The organism is Acidimicrobiales bacterium (genome assembly GCA_035630295.1).
Classification (GTDB): domain Bacteria; phylum Actinomycetota; class Acidimicrobiia; order Acidimicrobiales; family Iamiaceae; genus Iamia.
Map to the genome: position 1 here is coordinate 45,638 of DASQKY010000027.1, position 20,051 is coordinate 65,688.

The 20,051-nt window shown below is 76.2% G+C and carries 17 protein-coding genes; 10 read left to right on the forward strand and 7 right to left on the reverse strand.

Translation table 11 applies throughout. The features are described 5' to 3' along the window. Positions 1-25 precede the first annotated feature (25 nt). A complete protein-coding gene (locus tag VEW93_07045) occupies positions 26-1,426 on the reverse strand; it encodes an amidase family protein (GenBank protein ID HYI61545.1) in 1,401 nt (466 codons plus the stop codon). Between the two features lie 150 nt (positions 1,427-1,576). On the opposite strand from VEW93_07045, the gene VEW93_07050 reads away from it, so the two are divergent. The 5 genes from VEW93_07050 to VEW93_07070 all read left to right on the forward strand — a co-directional run bounded on the left by VEW93_07050 (position 1,577) and on the right by VEW93_07070 (position 6,774). Next, positions 1,577-2,893 carry an MFS transporter gene (locus VEW93_07050; protein HYI61546.1) on the forward strand — a complete coding sequence of 439 codons (1,317 nt, stop codon included), beginning with the start codon at positions 1,577-1,579 and terminating at the stop codon, positions 2,891-2,893. Positions 2,894-2,903: 10 nt separating this feature from the next. Beyond that, positions 2,904-4,238 (forward strand): UDP-N-acetylmuramoyl-tripeptide--D-alanyl-D-alanine ligase, encoded by a 1,335-nt coding sequence (gene murF / locus VEW93_07055; protein ID HYI61547.1) that lies wholly within the window; start codon positions 2,904-2,906, stop codon positions 4,236-4,238. 61 nt (positions 4,239-4,299) lie between these two features. Then, positions 4,300-5,388: a D-alanine--D-alanine ligase family protein gene (locus tag VEW93_07060; GenBank protein HYI61548.1), complete on the forward strand. Its 1,089-nt coding sequence runs from the start codon at positions 4,300-4,302 to the stop codon at positions 5,386-5,388. Positions 5,389-5,464: 76 nt separating this feature from the next. After that, positions 5,465-6,088: a VOC family protein gene (locus tag VEW93_07065; protein HYI61549.1), complete on the forward strand. Its 624-nt coding sequence runs from the start codon at positions 5,465-5,467 to the stop codon at positions 6,086-6,088. 44 nt (positions 6,089-6,132) lie between these two features. After that, complete coding sequence (locus VEW93_07070) at positions 6,133-6,774, forward strand: carboxymuconolactone decarboxylase family protein (protein ID HYI61550.1); 642 nt, start codon at positions 6,133-6,135, stop codon at positions 6,772-6,774. A gap of 34 nt (positions 6,775-6,808) precedes the next feature. On the opposite strand, the gene VEW93_07075 is transcribed toward VEW93_07070, so the two are convergent. Then, a complete protein-coding gene (locus tag VEW93_07075) occupies positions 6,809-8,821 on the reverse strand; it encodes an acyltransferase family protein (GenBank protein HYI61551.1) in 2,013 nt (670 codons plus the stop codon). Between the two features lie 26 nt (positions 8,822-8,847). Next, positions 8,848-10,452 carry a hypothetical protein gene (locus tag VEW93_07080; GenBank protein ID HYI61552.1) on the reverse strand — a complete coding sequence of 535 codons (1,605 nt, stop codon included), beginning with the start codon at positions 10,450-10,452 and terminating at the stop codon, positions 8,848-8,850. Between the two features lie 185 nt (positions 10,453-10,637). On the opposite strand from VEW93_07080, the gene VEW93_07085 reads away from it, so the two are divergent. Then, positions 10,638-11,195, forward strand: a complete 558-nt coding sequence (locus VEW93_07085; protein HYI61553.1) for a hypothetical protein — start codon at positions 10,638-10,640, stop codon at positions 11,193-11,195. On the opposite strand, the gene VEW93_07090 is transcribed toward VEW93_07085, so the two are convergent. Further along, the gene (locus VEW93_07090) at positions 11,192-11,782 is read right to left on the reverse strand and encodes a helix-turn-helix domain-containing protein (protein HYI61554.1); all 591 of its coding nucleotides are present in this window, start codon (positions 11,780-11,782) and stop codon (positions 11,192-11,194) included. The genes VEW93_07085 and VEW93_07090 overlap by 4 nt on opposite strands. A gap of 50 nt (positions 11,783-11,832) precedes the next feature. Between VEW93_07090 and VEW93_07095 the strand changes: the two genes are divergently transcribed. The 4 genes from VEW93_07095 (at position 11,833) to VEW93_07110 (ending at position 18,169) form a co-directional block, all read left to right on the forward strand. Then, positions 11,833-14,271: an HAD-IB family phosphatase gene (locus VEW93_07095; protein ID HYI61555.1), complete on the forward strand. Its 2,439-nt coding sequence runs from the start codon at positions 11,833-11,835 to the stop codon at positions 14,269-14,271. 91 nt (positions 14,272-14,362) lie between these two features. Continuing rightward, positions 14,363-15,571: a zinc-binding dehydrogenase gene (locus VEW93_07100; GenBank protein HYI61556.1), complete on the forward strand. Its 1,209-nt coding sequence runs from the start codon at positions 14,363-14,365 to the stop codon at positions 15,569-15,571. 22 nt (positions 15,572-15,593) lie between these two features. Further along, complete coding sequence (locus VEW93_07105) at positions 15,594-17,186, forward strand: lactate racemase domain-containing protein (GenBank protein HYI61557.1); 1,593 nt, start codon at positions 15,594-15,596, stop codon at positions 17,184-17,186. Beyond that, positions 17,183-18,169 carry a lysophospholipid acyltransferase family protein gene (locus VEW93_07110; protein ID HYI61558.1) on the forward strand — a complete coding sequence of 329 codons (987 nt, stop codon included), beginning with the start codon at positions 17,183-17,185 and terminating at the stop codon, positions 18,167-18,169. Before VEW93_07105 ends, VEW93_07110 begins: the two co-directional genes overlap by 4 nt. 4 nt (positions 18,170-18,173) lie before the next feature. Here VEW93_07110 and VEW93_07115 read toward each other — a convergent pair whose 3' ends face one another. The 3 genes from VEW93_07115 to VEW93_07125 form a co-directional block, all read right to left on the reverse strand. Beyond that, the gene (locus tag VEW93_07115; GenBank protein HYI61559.1) at positions 18,174-18,689 is read right to left on the reverse strand and encodes a hypothetical protein; all 516 of its coding nucleotides are present in this window, start codon (positions 18,687-18,689) and stop codon (positions 18,174-18,176) included. Continuing rightward, positions 18,686-19,069, reverse strand: coding sequence for a hypothetical protein (locus tag VEW93_07120; GenBank protein ID HYI61560.1), 384 nt, complete (start codon positions 19,067-19,069; stop codon positions 18,686-18,688). Before VEW93_07120 ends, VEW93_07115 begins: the two co-directional genes overlap by 4 nt. Positions 19,070-19,140: 71 nt before the next feature. After that, on the reverse strand, positions 19,141-19,908 hold the full coding sequence (locus tag VEW93_07125) for a GntR family transcriptional regulator (GenBank protein ID HYI61561.1): 768 nt from the start codon (positions 19,906-19,908) through the stop codon (positions 19,141-19,143). Between the last annotated feature and the right edge of the window lie 143 nt (positions 19,909-20,051).

Here is a 20,051-nt window from a genome sequence, read left to right on the forward strand (position 1 = left end):
CCCGCCGGACGCCCGTCATCGCTCCTCAGCCCACGGGGGCCCGGCCGGTGACGCCGACGGCCTCCTCCAGGTAGGCCAACACCCGGAGGACGGCGGCATCGGCGTGCTGGGCCCCCACCACCTGGAGGCCCACCGGCACCCCGTCGTCGGTGTGGCCCACGCACACCGTCCCGGCCGGCGAGCGGGTCAGGTTGAAGGGGTACGTGAAGCGGATCCAGTTGGGGTCGGGCTGGCCGTCGATGGTGCCCATGTGCCACGGCGCCGGCACCCGGGCCGCAACCACCGGGGTCAGCAGGAACGACACGTCGTGGAGCAGGGTGGCCAGGGTGTGGTTGAGCTGGTGGCAGGCGTCCTGGGCCGCGACCACCGCCCCGGCCCCCAGGCCCTGGGCCGTCTCCACCGCGAACTGGATCGACGGGTCGAGCAGCTCCCACTCGGCCGTGCCCTGCAGGTCGCCCACCGTGCGCAGGTGCGAGGCCGAGGTCAGGGCCAGCCAGGCGTCGACCGGGTCGACGGGGAACACCGACGGCTCCTCCACCACGTCGCAGCCGGTGGTGGCCAGCCGCTCCACCGCGGCCCGGCACACGGCGGCCACCGCCGGGTCGACCGGGGCGTAGCCCAGGGTCGGCGACCAGGCCACCCGCAGCGGGGGGTGGGGGTCGTCGAGCTGGGGCCGCCACGGCTCCCGGGGCCGGGGCAGGCTGCGCAGGTCGCTGGGGTCGGGCCCCACCACCGCGTCCAGCACCAGGGCCGCGTCCCGGGCCCGGGCCGTCATCGGCCCCTTGGCCGACAGGTCGGCCCAGTTCGGCGGCGTGGCCCCACCGACGGGCACCCGGCCCAGCGACGGCTTGAACCCGGTGAGCCCGCAGATGGCGGCCGGGATGCGGATGGAGCCACCCCCGTCGCTGCCGGTGGCCAGGGGGACCATGCCCGCCGCCACCGCCACCGCGCTGCCCCCCGACGAGCCGCCGGCCGAGCGCTCCGGGTTCCAGGGGTTGACCGTGGGCGGGCCCAGGCGGTTGCTGGTGTCGCCCTTGCAGCCCAGTTCCGGGGTGTTGGTCTTGCCCACCACCACGCAGCCGGCGGCCTTGAGTCGGGACACGAACAGCGAGTCCACCGCGGCCGGGGCGTCGTCGGCCGAGAGGGCCGAGCCGTGGGTGGTGCGAAACCCCGCCGCGTCCTCCAGGTCCTTGACCCCGATGGGGATGCCGGCCAGCGGGCCGACATCGGCCCCCGAGGCCAGGGCCTCGTCGACCAGGGCGGCGTCGGCCAGGGCCCGCTCGCCGTCCACGGCCAGGAAGGCGTGGTAGGTGCCGTCCAGGGCCTCGATCCGCTCGACCGCGGCCCCGGCCAGCTCCCGGGCGCTGACCTCCCGCCGCCGCACCCGGGCCGCCAGGTCCTCGACGGTGTGCTCTCGGAAGTCCACGGGCGCTCCTCGACGGCAGGCGGCGACGGCCCACCCTACGGCGGGTCCCCCGGCGGCGCGGGCGGCCGTCGGGGGCCCGGGCGACGGCCCGCCGGGAGCCCACTTGACCCGTTGGTCAGGCCGGTGGGGCGAGCCGTATCCTGCCCTCCGATGCCCGACCCCGACGCCCTCCCCACGGCCCCCGGCCGGCCCGAGGAGGCGCTGGAGGACGTGGAGGACGCCCTGCTGGAGGGGGACCGCACCTTCACCCCGGGGACGGCCCGGGCCGCCTTCTCCCACCGCACCTTCCGCACCGTCTACCTGGGGGCCCTCGCCTCCAACGTGGGCTCCTGGATGCAGAACGTGGTGCTGGGGGCCCTGGCCTACGACCTGACCGGGTCGGGCGTGTTCGTGGGGGTGGTCACCGCGGCCCAGCTCGGGCCCCTCCTCCTGCTGTCGCTGGTGGGCGGGGCCATGGCCGACACCTACGACCGCAAGAAGCTGCTGGTCGGCCTGTCGCTCCAGCAGGCGCTGTTCTCGGTGTTGCTGGCCGGGGTGGTGCTGGGCCACTCCCCCAACCGGGTGGTGCTGGTGCTGGTGGTGCTGGCCATCGGGTCCGGCAACGCCCTCTACGCCCCGGCCTTCAGCGCCGTGGTGCCCCTCCTGGTGCCCCGCCGGGACCTGGCCGGGGCCATCTCCCTCAACTCGGTGCAGATGAACGCCTCCCGGGTCATCGGCCCGGCCATCGGCAGCGTGCTGTTCGCCCGGTTCGGGGCCTCGTGGGTGTTCCTGCTCAACGCGGCCAGCTACGCGGCGGTGATCGCCACCCTCCTGCGGGTCCCCCTCCCCGACCCGCCGTCGTCGGGCACCCAGGGCCTGCACCGCCTGCTGGAGGGCCTGGCGTATGCCCGCCGCCACCGAGCGGTGGGCCAGGCCGTGGGGACCATCTTCGTGTTCTCGTTCCTGTCCCTGCCCTTCATCACCCAGCTGCCCACCCTGGCCGACGAGAACCTGGGCATCGCGGCCAAGAGCGAGGCCTACGGGCTGCTCTACGCCGCCTTCGGCCTGGGGGCGGTGGCCGGGGCCCTGTCGGTGGGCACGCTGTTCGCCGGGGCCGACAAGGCCCGCCTGACCCGGATCGGCCTGGGCGTGTTCGCCGGCCTGCTGGCCGTCTTCGCCCTGCTGCGGGCCGCCCCCCTGGCCTACCCGGCCCTCTTCGCGGTGGGGGCCGTGTACTTCGCGGTGATCACCTCGCTGTCCACGGTGCTGCAGGAGGACCTGGACGACCGGGTCCGGGGCAAGGTCATGGCCCTGTGGATCATGGGCTTCGGGGGCACCGTCCCCTTCGGCGGCCTGGTCGGAGGCTGGTTCGCCGAGCGCACCTCGATCACCCTCATGGTCCTGGTGGGGTCGGTGGTGGCCGTGGCCCTGGGCCTGCTGGTGCCGTTCCGGCCCGGGCCCGACGAGGGGGCCGCGGGGGCGGGGTAGGTTCCGCCGGATGCGCCTGCGCCTCGACGAGATCGCCTCCGCCGCCGGGGGCACGGTGGACGGCGACGGGGCGGTGGAGGTCGATGGGCTCTCGGTCGACAGCCGCGCCCTGCCCCCGGGGGCGGGCTTCGTGGCCCTGGTGGCCGAGCGCGACGGACACGACTTCCTGCCGGCGGCGGCGGCGGCGGGGGCGGGGGCCGCCCTGGTCTCGCGGGACGGGACCGAGCCTGGCCTGCCCACCGTCCGGGTCGACGACACCGCCGCCGCCCTGCTGGCCGTGGGCCGCCTGGCCCGGGGTCGGCTGCCCGACCGGGTGGTGGGCATCACCGGCTCGGTGGGCAAGACCTCGACCAAGGACCTGCTGGCCGCCGTGCTGCGGGCCCGCTGGGCGGTGGCGGCCAGCGCCCGTTCGTTCAACAACGAGATCGGCGTGCCCCTCACCCTGGCCGGCGCTCCGGAGGGGACCGAGGCCGCGGTGATCGAGATGGGGGCCCGGGGACCGGGGCACGTCGGCCTGCTGTGCGACGTGGCCCGGCCCACCGCCGCGGTGGTCACCGCGGTGGCCGACGCCCACCTGGAGACGTTCGGTTCGGTCGACGACGTGGCCCGGGCCAAGGGGGAGCTGGTCGAGGCCCTGCCGGCCGACGGGGTGGCCGTGCTCAACGCCGATGACCGGCGGGTGGCGGCCATGGCCGGCCGGACCCGGGCCCGGGTGCTCACCTACGGCCTGGGCCGCGGCACCCCGGCCGAGGTGCGGGGGGTCGACGTGGTCCTGGACGAGGCCCTCCGGCCCCGGCTCCGCCTCCAGACCCCGTGGGGCGAGGTGGAGGTCCGCCTGGCCGTGCACGGCGCCCACCAGGCCGCCAACGCGGTGGGGGCCGCGGCCTGCGGGCTGGCCCTCGGGGTCGACCTGGACGACGTGGGCGAGGCCCTGTCCACCGCGGCCGTGTCGGGGCTGCGCATGGACGTGCGGCGGGCCACGTCGGGGGCGGTGGTGGTGAACGACGCCTACAACGCCAACCCCACCTCCACCCGGGCCGCCCTCGACGCCCTGGCCGCCCTGCCCGGCGTCGGCCGCCGCGTCGCCCTGCTGGGCCGCATGGCCGAGCTGGGGCCGGCCGCGGAGCGGCTCCACGCCGAGGTGGCGGCCCACGCCGCCGCCCGGGGCATCCGGGTCATCAGCGTCGCCGCCCCCGGCTACGGGGTCGACCCCGCCGATGCCGCCCCCGACCTGGAGGCGGCCCTGGCCCTCCTGGGCCCGGTGGGCGACGGCGACGCCGTGCTGGTCAAGGGCAGCCGGGTGGCCGCCCTGGAGCGGGCCGCAGCCGCCCTCCTCGCTCCCTGACCCGGGTCGGGCCACGCCGATCGGACAGGCGCCGGTCGGCCCGGCGGTAGCCTCGGCGGCCATGCCCGACCAGCCCCGGACCCGCCTCGTCGTCCTGTTCGGGGGGGTGTCGGCCGAGCGCGACGTGTCGTGCGTGTCGGCGGCCCACGTGCTGGCCGCCGTCGACCCCGAGCGCTTCGACGTCGTCCCCGTGGGGATCGACCCGGGGGGTCGGTGGGTGCTGGCCGAGGAGGCCAAGGCCCTGCTCGACAGCGGGCGCGGGAGCGAGATCGGGTCCACCGTAGCCGTGGCCGGCACCGAGCTGGAGCCCCTGCCCGCCGTGCGGCCCACCGAGCCGGGCCAGCAGGTCGTCGTGCTGCCCCTCGTCCACGGGCCCCTGGGCGAGGACGGCACCGTGCAGGGGATGCTGGAGCTGGCCGGCGTGCCCTACGTCGGCTCCGGGGTCCTGGGCTCGGCGCTGTGCATGGACAAGGTGGCGGCCAAGGCCGCGGCCGCGGCGGCCGGCCTCCCCCAGGCCCGGCACCTGGCCTGCCGCGACGTCGATGCCGGGCCGGCCTTCCTCCGGCAGGTGGTGGAGGAGCTCGGGCTGCCGGCCTTCGTGAAGCCGGCCAACCTGGGCTCGTCGGTCGGCGTGTCCCGGGCCGCCGATCCCGACGCGCTGGCCGGGGCCGTGGCCGACGCCCTGCGCTACGACGAGTGGGTCGTGGTCGAGGAGGCCATCACCGGCCGGGAGGTCGAGCTGGGGGTGCTGGGCAACGCCGAGCCCCGGGTCTCGGTGCCGGGCGAGATCGTGCCCACCCACGAGTTCTACGACTACGAGGACAAGTACGTCGACGGCGCCGCCGACCTGATCGTCCCCGCCGACCTGCCCCCCGAGGTGACCCGGCAGGCTCAGGACCTGGCCCTCCGGGCCTACCGGGCCCTGCGCTGCGACGGCTACGCCCGGGTCGACCTGTTCTGGGAGGAGGGCGGCCGGGGCCTGCTCCTCAACGAGATCAACACCATCCCCGGCTTCACGCCGTACTCGATGTTCCCGTCCCTGTGGGCGGCCTCGGGCCTGGCCTACCCCGACCTGATCGCCGAGATGGTGCACCTCGGGCTCGAGCGCCACGCCCACCGGGCCGGCTTCGGCCGCCCGCAGCCCGCCTGAGGCGGCCCCGGCCCGGGCCCGGGCCGCCGGGGGTCGTCGCCCCTCGGCGGCGAGCAGGACGTAGGGTCGACGTGCCGTGGCCGACACGGCGACGGAGGAGGGTCCCATGGGCGAGGGCGACGGGGGTGCAGCCGAGGGCCGCATGGAGCTCGGGGGGGTCAACCACCTGGCCCTGGTGTGCCGGGACATGGCCCGCACCGTCGACTTCTACCAGGGCGTCCTGGGGATGCCGCTGGTCAAGACGGTCGAGCTGCCCATGGGCCTGGGCCAGCACTTCTTCTTCGATTGCGGCGGCGGCGACCTGCTGGCCTTCTTCTGGTTCGCGGATGCCCCCGACCCCGTCCCCGGCGTCACCGGTCCCGCGGCCCGGCCCGACACCGGCGAGATCACCAGCGCGGTGGGGTCCATGAACCACGTGGCCTTCAAGGTGCCACCCGAGCGCATCGACGCCTACCGCCAGCGCCTCCTGGCCGCCGGCGTCGAGTGCAGCGACACCTTCAACCACGACGACAGCGAGTGGGGCGTGTCCCGGGACCTCCACGACGGCGTGTTCGTGCGCTCCGTCTACTTCACCGACCCCGACGGCATCCTGCTGGAGCTGGCCGCCACCACCCGGCCCTTCGGGCCCGGAGACGTGACCCACCGCCCGGCCACCGCCACCCCCGCCGCGGCGACGGTGGTCGCCCCCGCGCCGCGCTGAGCCCACCCCGACCGTCCGGAGGACATATGCCCCGCCTCGGCCAGGTGCCGCGCGCCGACGACAACCCGCCCATCGTCCGGGCCATGTACGACCTGATCTTCGGCCCGGGCCGGGACCCGGTGGCCGAGCCCGGGACCAACACCGGCACCCCCGGCGACTGGTGGACCACCTTCGCCGCCGCCCCCGACGTCCTGCAGCACTGCGTCGACGGCTTCGCCCTCTACCAGTCCCCCACCCGGAGGCTCGACCCCGTCCTCCGCGAGCTGGGCCAGACCCGGGTGGGCTGGGCCCGGGGCTCCCTGTTCGTGTTCTCGCAGCACTGCAAGTCGTGCCGGGCGGTGGGCGTGCCCGAGGAGAAGATCGAGGCCATCGCCCACTGGGCGGTGGCCGACTGCTTCGACGAGGTCGAGCGGGCGGTGCTGGCCTACACCGACGCCCTGGTCTACGACGGGGGCCGGGTGGCCGACGGCGTGGTCGCGGTGCTGCGCCGCCACCTCTCCGACGAGGAGGTCCTGGAGCTCACCTACATCACCTGCATGTACGACATGCACGGGGTGATGAGCCGGGCCCTGCGCACCGAGCTGGACGACGTGCCCGAGCGGGTGGTCGAGGAGGGCGACCGCACCGTCAGCGCCCTCGACGTGCTGGAGGACCGGCCGCCCCGGCGCGGCGACGGCGCCGGCTGATCCGACCCGGGAGCCGCCGGCGCTCGGAGGCGGATCAGCCGGGGGCCGGCGGGGGCGGCTCCGTGATCCCGGGGGCGCCGCCGCCCGGGACGGTGGGCTCGACCTCGGTGACCGGCCCCTCGGCCGACCGGCGACCCCGCCACCGCGCCACCTCCTCGGCCACGGTGGCGGCCAGGAGGCGGTAGCCGAAGGCGGTGAAGTGCAGGCCGTCACCGTCGCGGGCCCGCTCCGTGACCCGGCCGTCGGCGCTGGGCAGCTCCTCGGCGTACCCGCCGCCGGGCCCGGTGGTGAGGGTGAACCAGTCCAGGGTGGCCACCCCCAGCGACCGGTACAGCGCGTTGAACCGCTCGACCCGGTCGGCCATGAACCCGAAGGTGGTCCCGGGCCCGATCTGCGGGATCAGGCCCCACAGCACGGTGGCGCCCCGGGAGCCGGCCACGCGGACCAGCTCGCGGGACACGACGTCCCACTGGGCGAACATCTCCTCGGACCCGTCGCCCACCTCGGTGCCGTCGGGCAGGACGTAGGGCTCCTCGTCGGGCTCGAGGCGCAGGTAGGTGCCGGCGTAGTGGAAGAGGACCACGTCGGGGTCGATGTCCGCCACCGCGGCCTGGACCTGGCCCACCACCGCGCCCTGGTCGGTGAGGGGCCCGGTGCCGCCGTCGCCGATGTAGCGGACGTCGACGCCGGGCAGGGCCTCGGCCACGTACGGGGCCAGCTGCTGGGGCACCGAGTCGCCCACCAGGAGCAGGCGCTCGACCCGGGGCGTGTCGGGCTCGGTGGTCGCCACCGACGACACCGGCGTGGGCGCCCCGTCGGGAGGCGCCACCCGCTGGCCGCTCACCACCTCGACCCCGGAGGGCCCGGTGTCGACGGTGCGCAGCGGCACCACGAAGGACAGGGCCAGCACGGCCACGGCCACCGCGGCCATGGCCGGCCGGGGCACCCGGGGCAGCACCCGCCGGCGCCGGATGGGCATCTCCACCCAGGCCAGCGAGGCCCCGGCCAGGGCCAGGGTCAGGGCCACCCGCAGGGCGAACAGCGGCACGGGGCCCAGCTCCGTGTTCTCCTCCCGCAACCAGCTGAAGATGGGCCAGTGGTAGAGGTAGGCGCCGTAGGAGGCCCGGCCCAGCCAGCGCAGCGGCCGCACCTCCAGCACGGCCCGCACCGGGCCCGGGTAGAGGCAGGCCACGATGACCGCCACCGAGGCCAGGGAGTAGAGGGCCAGCCCGCCGGTGTAGAGCAGGCGGCTGGCCTGGTCGGCGAGGGCCCAGGCGCCGACCAGGCCGGCCGCCCCCACCAGCCCGACGACGGGAACGACCCGGCGCCGGTGCCGCCACCCCACCAGGTGGTGCACCACGCAGGCCAGCACCACGCCCGCCAGCAGCTCGGCGGCCCGGGTGTGGGTGGCGTAGTAGGCGAAGGACACGTCGTCGCCGACGCTGAGGGCCAGGGCCACGGTGGAGGCCACGGCCAGCGCCGCGGCCCCGACGCCCAGCACCACCCGCAGGGGCTGGCCCAGGCGCCGCCCCAGGGCGATGGCCCCCAGGCAGGCCAGGGGCAGCACCAGGTAGAACTGCTCCTCGACGGCCAGGGACCACAGGTGCTGCACCGGGGTGGCGTCGGCGGCGTTGCCGTAGGTGGCCCCCACCGCGGCCAGCCGCCAGTTGATGGCCAGGCCGGCCGTGGCCCACAGGTCGCTCCGCAGCCCGACCAGGTGGGTGGAGGTGGCCCCGAAGCGGGCGAAGGCCAGCACCAGGACCAGCGTGACCAGGGCCGCCGGGACCAGGCGACGGGCCCGGGCCGACCAGAAGCGGCGGAGGTCCACCCGGCCGCTGCCCCGCACCTCGACCAGGATCAGGGCGGTGATGAGGAAGCCGGAGAGGGTGAAGAAGGTGGAGACCCCGAGGAAGCCGCCGCCGGCCCAGGTGAAGCCCCCGTGGTAGGCCAGCACGGCCAGCAGGCAGGCGGCCCGGAGCCCGTCCAGGGAGCCGACGTAGGGGAGGCGGCCACCCTGGCGTTGCGCTGCTCCCGGCGTCCTCTCCACGAGGACCGCACACTACCGGCCGCCCCTCAGGGCACCTCGGCCACCGCCGCCGCCCGGTCGGGCCGGACCCGCCACCGGGCCCGGGCCTGGACCACCAGCCACGCCCCCATCACCAGCACCGACATGTCGGTCACGGTGCGGAAGCGGTTGGTCTCGCCGTACTCGATGAGCAGGGTCAGCCCGGTCAGGTACACCGTGGTCCCCCACAGGAAGGCCACCGCCGCGTGGGCCCCGTCGCGGGCCCGCCACCACCGTCGCCGCACCAGCACCGCGGCCACCCCGGCCAGCACCAGGAGGTAGGCGGCCACCACCACCCACTCCACCTGCCCGACCCGGGCCCCCCGCCGGTCGCCGTACACCGGGGGCGGCTCCTCCCACGCCCCCAGCACGGCCCGCTCCACGGCCACCGCCCCGGCCACCTCGGCGCCGTTGGACCGGTAGCCGAACCACCCCGAGCTGGCCGTGAACGTGGTCGAGGTCGAGCGGCCCACACCGGCCGCGTAGGTGCCGGGCCGGTGGCGGACGACCCAGGTGGCGTCGTCCAGGGCCGCCTCGTTGACCGTCAGGTAGTCACGGTGGTGGAGGTTGGCGAAGCCCCCCTCGGCCCGCTCCCGCTCGTCCAGGACCGGCACGCCCCGCCCCGGCCCGGCCCGTCCCGGCGGGGCGATGCCCATGTCCTCGAAGCTCTGGAACGACGGGTGGGCGGCGTAGGGCGAGAGGGTGCCGTCGGCCACCAGGCGGGCCCGCTCCGCCGGGGGGAGCTGCTCCACGGTGATGCGGGACAGGCTCACGCCCACCCAGCTGCTGGCCCCCCACTGGTCGAACAGGACCAGGTTCTTGGTGTACCAGCCGCCCACCAGGAGCACGGGCACCAGGCCGACCAGGGCCACGGTGCGCCACCGGTGGCGCCGAGCCACCGCGGCCAGGGCCACCAGCCCCACGATCCACACCAGGTGGAAGGTGGAGCGGGTGAGGGCCAGGGTGGCGGCCACGGCCAGCGCCCCGGCCAGGTCGACCGCTCGGCCCCGGTCGGCCCATCGGGCCACCAGGAGGGCGATGCCGGCCAGGCCCAGCACCTCGAACGGCGTGTAGAGGAAGTACGTCTCGACCAGGACCGCGGTGGGGCTGGCCACCCAGGCCAGGGCCAGCGCCGCCGCCACCCGGGGCCGGCACCCGAGGCGGGCCAGCAGGCGCAGGAGCACCACCGCGGTGGCCAGCCCGCAGGCCAGGAACACCGGCCCCAGCACCCGGTCGGGGTGGTCGGGGCTGAGCCTCAGGGCCAGGCCCCACAGCAGGTTGAGCCCGGGGGGCTGGGTGTGGTCGTACCACAGGCTGCGACCGAGGTCGTGGCGCAGGGCCTGGCCGTCGATGAACTGGTGGTAGGCCACGGCGTGCTCCCACCGGAAGCGCACCCCGGCCAGGGCGTAGGCGACGCGGGAGGCGGCGAAGCCCACCACCACGGCCACGGTGGCGGCCCGGAGGGGGCGGGGCGGGCGGGCGGTGGCGGCCGGGTCGTCGCCGTCGGGGGCCACGCTGTCTGCGGCGGCCGGGGCGGGCCCGGCGTCGGGAGTCCCGTTGGCCGCGTCGCTGCCGGAGGCGGGGTCGGTGGCGGACGCGTCCGAAGCGGGCACGGCGCCGACACTAGGACCCGCCCCCGGGGCCGCCCCGGACCTGGGCCCGGGACCGGGCGGCCGGCACCGCCGAGGCGGGCCGCTTGGCTTCACCCGCTCAACACGTGACACTTCCCGTGACACGGGAGCGTCGGTACCGTCGCCGACACGACCCCGCCCGCCTCCCCTGCGAAAGGCTCTGCACCGTGTCGCCGCTGTCCCCCCACCACCGACGCTCCCTGTTCACCAGCCTGTCCCCCATCGTCGGGGAGGAGGAGGCCGACGCCTTGCTCGACCAGCTGCCCCGCACCGAGGAGGAGGTGCCGGCCAGCCAGGCCGACCTCCAAGCCCTCGACCTATCCCTCCGCTCCGAGATGGCCACCGGCTTCGCCGAGGTCCGCACCGAGATGGCCAACGGCTTCGCCAAGGCCCGTGAGGACGTGGCCGGCGTCCGCGCCGACGTGTCCACCGGTCTCGCGGACATCCGCACCGAGATGCGCTCCGGCCAGGCCCGCCAGGCCGAGGCGCTGGGCCAGGTCCGAACCGAGGTGCACCAGAGCCAGGCCCGCCAGAGCGAGGCCCTGGCCGAGCTGCGGGGCGAGATGCACACCAGCGTGGCCGTCATCGCCCAGAAGGTCGCCGACATGCAGACCGCCATCAACGACGGGATGACCAAGCACATCCAGTGGACCGTCGGGGCCGTGCTCGGGGCCATCTCGATCGGGATGGCCCTGGCCGCGCTGATCGCTCGGGCGCCGGTCTAGGCCGGGCTGGGAGCCGAGCGGGCCAGGACGGCCAGGAGGTCGGCTCGGCGACGGCGGAGCCAGGCCCGGTCGGGAGGGACGCCCATGCGGTCCAGCAGCTCGGCCTCCACCGCGGTGGCCACCACCCGGGCCCCCACCTCGACCAGGTGGCGGCGGGTCCGCTCCACGGCCGAGCCGTCGGCGGCCGGGCCGGCCAGGGCGGTGGCCGCCCCGTCCAGGCGGGGGGCGATGGCCGAGCCCAGCACCGCGGTGGCCTCGGGCCCCAGGCGGGTCACCTCCCGCAGCAGGACCAGCAGGTCGGGGCGACGGGCGCCCAGGCGCAGCACCTCGTCGACCACGGCCGCGGTGGTGTCCCGGCCCGGGCGGCGGCGGGCCACGGCCGCGTCGAGGGCATCGCCCAGCTCGGCCACCGCCGCCTCCACCACCCCGGCCACCAGGGCGTCCTTGGACCGGAACCAGTAGAGGACGGTCTGCTTGCGGACCCCCACCGTGTCGGCCACGTCGTCCAGGGAGGTGGCCTCCACGCCCCGGCGGGCGAAGCCGGCCAGAGCGGCGGCCAGGATGCGATCTTGGGTGCTGTCGGCCACTGTCGACGTTGTCTACCATTTGGTAGAGAGTCGCGCTAGGGTCCGACTCGATGCCGGAGAGCCGCCCCTCCCCTCCCATCGCCGAGGCCCTCGACGGGCGGCGCCTGTTCGTCACCGGCACCACCGGCTTCCTGGGCACCGCCCTGGTCGAGCGGCTCCTGCGCTGCGCCCCCGGCTGCGAGCTGGTCCTGCTGGTCCGCCCCGGGCGCAAGCGCACCGTCGAGCAGCGGGCCCAGCGGGAGATCTTCCGCAACGACTGCTTCGACCGCCTGCGCGAGGAGCTGGGCGGACGGGAGGCCTTCGAGGCGCTGGTGGCCCGCCGGGTCCGGGTGGTGGCCGGCGACGTGGCCACCGACGGCCTGGGCCTCGACGACGAGGGCCGGGCCGCCCTGGCTGCGTGCGACACGGTCATCCACTCGGCCGCCACCGTGTCGTTCGACTCCCCCCTCGACCTGGCCGTCGAGGTCAACCTGCTGGGCCCCACCCGCATCGCCCGCACCCTGGCCGACCTCGGGGTCGCCCCCCACCTGGTGGCCGTGTCCACCTGCTACGTGGCCGGCAACCGGCGGGGCGCGGCCCCCGAGATCCCGGTGGACGAGAGCCCGTTCTGGGTCGACGTGGACTGGCGGCGCGAGGTCGAGGCCGCCCGCCGGGTCCGCAGCGACGCCGAGGCCACCAGCCGGCTCCCCGACCACCTGGCCGGTTTCCAGGCCGCGGCCCGCGACGAGCTGGGTGGGGCCGGTACCACCCTGCTGGCCGAGAAGGCCGAGGACCGGCGCCGGGCCTGGGTCAAGCAGCAGCTGGTCGACGCCGGCCGGGCCCGGGCCGCCTCGCTGGGGTGGCCCGACGCCTACGCCATGACCAAGGCCCTGGGCGAGCGGGCCCTGGGCCAGAGCCGGGGCGACGTGCCCGTCTCCATCGTCCGGCCCGCCATCATCGAGTCGGCCTGGTCGGAGCCGGTGCCGGGCTGGATCCGGGGCTTCCGCATGGCCGAGCCGGTGATCATCTCCTACGCCCGGGGCCTGCTCAGCCAGTTCCCCGGGGTCCCCGAGGGCACCGTCGACGTGATCCCCGTGGACCTGGTGGTGGGGGCCATCTGTGCGGTGGCGGCTCGGGGCCCGGCCCATGCCGACGGCCGGCCCGACGTCACCCAGGTGGCCTCGGGCTCGCGCAACCCGCTGGAGTTCGAACGCCTCACCGAGCTCATCAGCGAGTGGTTCACCCAGCGCCCGCTGTACGACCGGGACGGCCAGCCCATCAGCGTGCCCGAGTTCCGGTTCCCGGGCCGGGGCCGGGTCGAGGGCGAGCTGCGCCGGGCCCGGGCCGTCCTGGGTGTCACCGAGAAGGCGCTCCACGCGCTGCCCCTGCGGGGGAAGCAGGCCCAGTGGGCGGCCGGGGTGGAGGAGAAGCGGGAGCTGGTCGACCGGGCCACCGCGTACGTCACCCTCTACGGGGCCTACACCGAGTGCGAGGCCATCTACGGCGTCGACCGGCTGCTGTCCCTGCACGCCTCGCTCACCGAGGCCGACCAACGGGACTTCGGGTGCGACCCCCGGGTGGTCGACTGGGAGCGGTACGTGCGGGAGATCCACCTGCCGTCGGTGGTGGCCCACGCCCGGGTCCGCACCGAGGGCGGGGGCGGGGCCGGCGAGGCCCGCAGCACCCGCCTGCGCCGCCAGGTCCTGTCCCCCGACCGCCAGCTGGCCGTGTTCGACCTGGAGAACACCCTCATCGCCTCCAACGTGGTCACCTCCTTCGCCTGGCTGGCCAGCCGGCGCCTCGACCCGGCCGACCGGCGCACCCTGGCCGCCCGGCTGGTGGCCGAGGCCCCGGCCCTGCTGAAGCTGGACCGCCGGGACCGCAGCGACTTCCTGCGCCACTTCTATCGCCGCTACGAGGGCGCCCCCCGGGCCGAGCTGGAGGCCGACAGCGCCGAGATGCTGTCCGACCTGATCCTGACCAAGGCGTTCCCGGCCGGCCTCCGCCGGGTGCGCGAGCATCGGGCCCTGGGCCACCGGACCGTGCTCGTCACCGGCGCCCTGGACGTGGTGGTCGCCCCCCTGCGCCCCCTGTTCGACGACATCGTCTCGGCCGAGATGGGGGTGGCCCCCGACGGCACCGCCACCGGGCGGATGACCACCGTGCCCCCCACCGGCGAGACCCGGGCCCAGATCCTCTACGACCACTGCGCGGCCCACGGCCTGGACGTGGCCGAGGCGGTGGTCTACGCCGACTCCAGCAGCGACCTCCCGATGCTGGAGGCGGCCGGCTTCCCGGTGGCCGTCAACCCCGAGGCCCGCCTGGCCGCCCTGGCCCGCAAGCGGGGCTGGCTGGTCGAGCAGTGGGAGAAGGCCCCCGGCTTCGTCCCCCGCCGCCTGCCCCTGGCCCCCCGCCCCGGGCCCCGCCGCCAGGCGCCGCGGGTGCCGGATCACCGGCCCCCCACCGCGGCCGAGCGCCGGGCCCGCCGCCTCCGGACCGGCCGCCGATGACGTTCCCCTGGCCGCCTCACCACCCGTTCTCGGCACGAAACAATACGTATATCGGACACTTCCGTGCCGAGAACGCAGCGGGAGGGGCGGGATGAAGGCGCTGGTGTTCTCGCGGAGGCCGGGACGGTTGGCGGCGGCCGCGGTGGCCGGACGGGCCACGCCCGGCACCGGCGCCGCGGTGGGGCCCCTGAAGCTGGCCGACGAGGACGAGCCGGCGCCGCCCTCGCCGGAGTGGGTGCGGTTCCGGCCCCGGCTGGCCGGCATCTGCGGCAGTGACCTGGCCACCCTCGACGGGCGGTCCAGCCCCTACTTCGAGCCCATCGTCAGCTTCCCCTTCACCCTCGGCCACGAGGTGGTGGGCGAGCGGGACGACGGCACCCGGGCGGTGCTGATCCCCGTCCTGCACTGCGGCATCCGGGGCATCGATCCCCCCTGCCCCTCCTGCGCCGCCGGGCGGACCCACCACTGCGAGCGGGTGGCCTTCGGGCACCTCGACCCGGCCCTGCAGAGCGGCTTCTGCCGGCAGACCGGCGGGGGCTGGTCGACGGCCATGGTGGCCCACCCCGACCAGCTGGCTCCGGTGCCCGACGACCTGGCCGACGAGGCCGCGGTGCTGGTCGAGCCCACCGCCTGCGCCGTCCACGCCGCCCGGGCCGTCCGCCGGGGCCCGGCCGGCGAGACGGGCACGGTGGCCCTCATCGGGGCCGGCACCTTGGGCCTGGCCACCCTGGCCGCCCTGCGCCACCTGGACCGCGCCGAGGGCAGGGAGGGCGGCCGCACCGTGCTGGCCACCGCCAAGCACCCCGAGCAGCGGCGCCTGGCCCGGGAGCTGGGGGCCACCCGGGTGGTCGGACCCTCCGAGCTGCCCCGGGCCGTCCGCTCCCTCACCGGTTCGCTGGTGCTGGCCTCCGACGACGCATCCGCGGGGGCGGCGGCCGGCCAGCTCACCGGGGGCGTGCCCACCGTGGTCGACTGCGTGGGTTCGGCCGACTCCCTGGCCCAGGCCCTGAAGGTGGTGGCCCCCGGGGGCGAGGTGCTGGTGGTGGGCATGGCCGGCCCCACCCACCTCGACCTCACCCCCCTGTGGCACCGGGAGGTGGCCCTGCGGGGCTGCTACGCCTACACCCGGGCCGACGTCGACACCGCCTTCGACGTGGTGTCCGACGCCGGCCTGGGCCGGCTGCTCAGCGCCACCTACCCCCTGGACCGCTACCGGGAGGCCATCGCCCACGCCGCCGCGGCCGGCGCCCGGGGCGCGGTGAAGGTGGCCTTCGACCTGCGCGGCGAGCGCCACCGATGAGACCTCCCGAGGAGACCCCCTGATGCCCCGCCCCGGACTCGTGCTCGAGGTCGACCGCTCGACGCCGCCGATCCTGTTCCACCACGGCGAGTCGTTCCGGCTGGAGAAGCTGCCGGCCGGCCGCAGCCGCATCGTCTACCCGGCCGAGCCCCTCCCCGCCCTGCCCGACGTCACCGCGGCCATCGACCAGGCCCTCGACCAGCCGCTGGACAGCGAGCCGCTGGCCGCCCTGCTGCGCCCGGGCATGAAGCTGGTCATCGCCTTCGACGACGTGTCGCTGCCCCTGCCCAAGATGCGCCGGCCCGACATCCGCCAGCGGGTCATCGAGGCGGTGCTGGACCGGGCGGCGGCGGCCGGGGTGGACGACGTGCGCATCATCGCCGCCCTGGCCCTGCACCGGCGCATGACCGAGCCCGAGCTGCGCCACGCGGTGGGCGACCGGGTCTACGACGCCTTCGCCCCCGACGGCCGGCTGTACAACCACGACGCCGAGGACCCCGACGACCTGGCCTTCCTGGGCACCACGGCCCACGGCGAGGAGGTGGAGATCAACAAGGCGGCGGCCGAGAGCGACCTCCTGGTCTACGTCAACATCAACATCGTCTCCATGGACGGCGGCCACAAGAGCACGGCCACCGGCCTGGCCAGCTACCGCAGCATCCGCCACCACCACAACCCGGCCACCATGGAGCGCTCGCGGTCGTTCATGGACCGCCACAGCTCCGAGCTCCACCACGCCAACTGGCGCATGGGCCAGGTCATCCGCGACGCCGGGGTGAAGATCTTCCAGATCGAGACCACCCTCAACACCGACACCTTCGGCGCCACCGGCCCCCTGTCGGTGCTCCAGAAGCGGGAGTGGGAGTGGACCACCAAGGACCGCCTGGCCTTCATGGGCATGAAGGCCGGCCTCGACCGCCTGCCGGCCGCCACCCGCCGCCGCATCTTCCAGGGCCACGAGGCGCCCTACGGCGTCACCTCGGTCACCGCCGGGGCGGTGGAGCCGGTGCACGAGCGCACCCTGGAGCACTGCTTCGCCCAGCACCTGGTGCCGGTGGAGGGCCAGACCGACGTGCTGACCATGGGGCTCCCCTACATCTGCCCCTACAACGTGCACTCGATCATGAACCCGATCCTGGTCATGTGCCTGGGCCTCGGGTACTTCTTCAACATGTACCGGGGGAGGCCGCTGGTGCGGGAGGGCGGGGTGCTGATCATGAGCCACCCCACCCCGTGGGAGTTCCACCCCGTCCACCACCCCAGCTACATCGACTTCTTCGAGGAGGTGCTGGCCGACACCACCGACCCCAAGGTCATCGCCGAGCGCTACGAGACCCGCTACGCCGAGGACGAGTGGTACCGCCACCTGTACCGCACCAGCCACGCCTACCACGGCGTCCACCCCTTCTACATGTGGTACTGGGGGGCCCACGCCCTGGCCCACCTGGGGTCGGTCATCATCGTCGGGGGCGACGTCCGGGCCGTGCGCCGCATGGGGTTCCGCCCCGCCTCCACCCTGCAGGACGCCCTGGAGATGGCCACCGACACCGTGGGCCCCGAGCCCACGGTGACCCACCTCCACAACCCGCCCATCGTCATGGCCGACGTCACGTGACGGCGGCCGGGCGGACCGAGGCGACCCGGCTGGAGGGGGCCTTGGGCCGGGTCCGGCGGGCCGGCCGGGCCCTGCCCCGGCCCACCTCCGCCCTCCGGTCCCTGGACTTCCCGCTCCGGGCCCCGACGGTGCCCGGCGGGGTGGAGCCGCTCCCCGAGGAGCCGCGGCTGGGCGCGGCCTACGACACCGCCTGGGCCCGCACCCCCCTGGCCCGGCTGGGGCGCCTGGCCCTGCTGGAGGGGGCGGTGCGACCCCTGGTCAAGGTGGTGGCCGACCCGGAGCGCCGGGGGTACGACCGCCTGGCCGGGCTGGACGGGCCGGCCATCTTCGCCGCCAACCACCTGAGCCACCTCGACGCCGGGCTGCTGCTCACCTCCCTGCCCGAGCCGTGGCGGCACCGGGCCTTCGCCGGCGCTGCCGCCGACTACTTCTTCGACGGTCGGGCCAAGGCCACCCTGGCCGCCCTGGCCCTCAACGCCATCCCCATCGAGCGCACCAAGGTGACCCGCCGCTCGGCCGCCCTGGCCGCCGAGCTGATCGAGGACGGGTGGAGCATGGTGATCTTCCCCGAGGGCGGCCGTGGCTCCGACGGGTGGGGCCAGCCGTTCCGGGCCGGGGCCGCCTTCCTGTCGGTGCGGACCGGGGTGCCGGTGGTGCCCGTGCACCTGGAGGGCACGGGCCGCATCCTGCCCAAGGGCACCTCGAAGCTGGTGCCGGGCCGGACCCGGGTCACGTTCGGGGCCCCGCTGCGCCCCGGGCCGGACGAGGACATGCGGGACCTCTCGGCCCGCATCGAGGCCGCGGTCACCGCCCTGGCCGACGAGGTGGCCGGCGACTGGTGGACGGCCCGGCAGCGGGCCCACGCCGGCCAGAGCCCCCCGCTGTCGGGCCCCGACGCCGGGGCCTGGCGCCGGGCCTGGGCCCTGGGCGACCGCCGCTCCCACCGCGGCCCGGCCCGCCCGCCCTGGCCGCTGCGCCGCTGAGGCCCTAGTCGTCGGGGTCGAGGGGGCCGCCACGGCGGCCGGGCGGGTCGCCGTCGTCTCCCCGACCGTCGTCGTCACCACCCGGGTCCTCGCCGCCACCGCCGCCGGGGTCGCCACCCTCTCCCGGGTCGCCAGCGCCCTCGACGCACCGGCGCAGGGCGGCGGCGAAGCGGGCCGCGGTGTCGGGGTCGATGTCGTCCAGCGACTCGGCCTCCACGATGGCCTGCACCTCGTCGTCGTCGAGCACCTGACGCAGCCGCTCGGCCCCGCACCGGGCCTCCTCGACCGTGTAGCCGTTGTCGATGAGGGCCTGCTCCAGCGGGTCGGCGCTGGTGGGCGGAGCGGTCGTCGCCGGGCCCGGGGCCACCGTGGTGGTGGTCGACGTGGCCCGGGCCGCCACCTCCTCGGGCACCTCCACCCCACACCCGGCCCCGGCCAGGGCGGCGGCCGCCGCCACGGCGGCCAGGACGGCCCACCGGCGGCGGGAGGGCGGGGCCCCGGCCCGGCGCCGGCCGCTCACCCGGTCACCGCGCAGGCCTCGATGGCCGCGGTCACCACCCGGCCCTGGACCGGGGGCAGCTCGGCCAGGGTGGCCTCGCCGGCCTCGACCGACCGCACCGCCTCGGCCAGCTCGGCCAGGGCCTCGTCGCCGGCCTCGGCCTCGATGTCCTCGGCCACGCACCGCACCTGGGCCTCGGTCAGCCCGAAGTCGTCGACCAGGAAGCCGAGCGAGTCGACCAGGGCCACCCGGCCCCCCGCCCCGTCGCCGCTGTCCGCGCAGGCCGCGGCGCCCACGGCCAGGACGCCCAGGGCCAGCACCGCCACCCGCACGGCCACGACCCGGCGGGCCGGGATGGTCGTCGGGCGGTCCGGGGGCGGGAGCGGGAGCGCGGGACCCATGGAGCCGGAGTCTCCCACGGGGGGCCGGGGCCGATGCTCCTCCCCGGGGCCGGGCCCGGGCCGGCCCGCGGTCAGCGGCGGCCGCCGCCGTCGACCAGGCGGAGGCCGCTGGGGGCGATGGACGCTTCCAGGTGGGGCAGGTCGACGGTGAAGGCCGTGCGGTGGCCCGGGAACACGTACTCGGCCACCAGCACCGGCTGCCCGTCGGCGGCCGAGGTGATCCGCTCGCACACCAGCACCGGCGACGACTGGGGGATCTCCAGCAGGCTGGCGTCGGCGGCCGAGGCGGCGTGGGCCTCGATGGTCTGCACCGCGCCGCCCAGGCGCACCGGCAGGAGCTGGTGGAAGGAGCGCTCGGCCACCTGGGAGCGGGACAGGTCGGCCCCCAGGGCCTCCGGGCACCACACCGTCACCCGGGCGTAGGGCTCGCCGTCGGCCAAGTTGACCCGGGCCACCCGCAGCACCTTGTCCACGCCGAGCACGGCCCGGACCCGGGCCGGGGCCCGCACGAACCCGAACTCCAGGATGCGTCGCTCCGAGGTCCGGCCGTCGGCTTCGAGCTGGCCCTCGATGGTGCCGAGGCGCCCCAGGTGCTGCTCGAACGGTGCCCCGGCCACGAACCAGCCGAAGCCCTGGCGGGAGTCGACCAGGCCCTCGGCCCGCAGGACGTCGAGGGCCTTGCGGATGGTGACCCGGCTGGCCTGGTAGCGGCGCGACAGCTCGGCCTCGCTGGGCAGCAGGCGCCGGTCGCCGAACTCCCCGGCCTCGATGCGGACCCGCAACCCCTCGGCGATCTCCCGGTAGCGGATCCGGCGGGCGGGCGTCGGCGGGCTGGCCACGCCGCAGCTTGGCACGTGGCCGCCGAGGGAGGCGGAGATCCGGGTCCGGACCAATCCCGGCGGCGGGGGCCCCCGAACGGGTGATACGCCGGGCGTCCGAACGGGACCTGGCGGTGTGTGGGACGGCCTGTGGCCCGGTGACG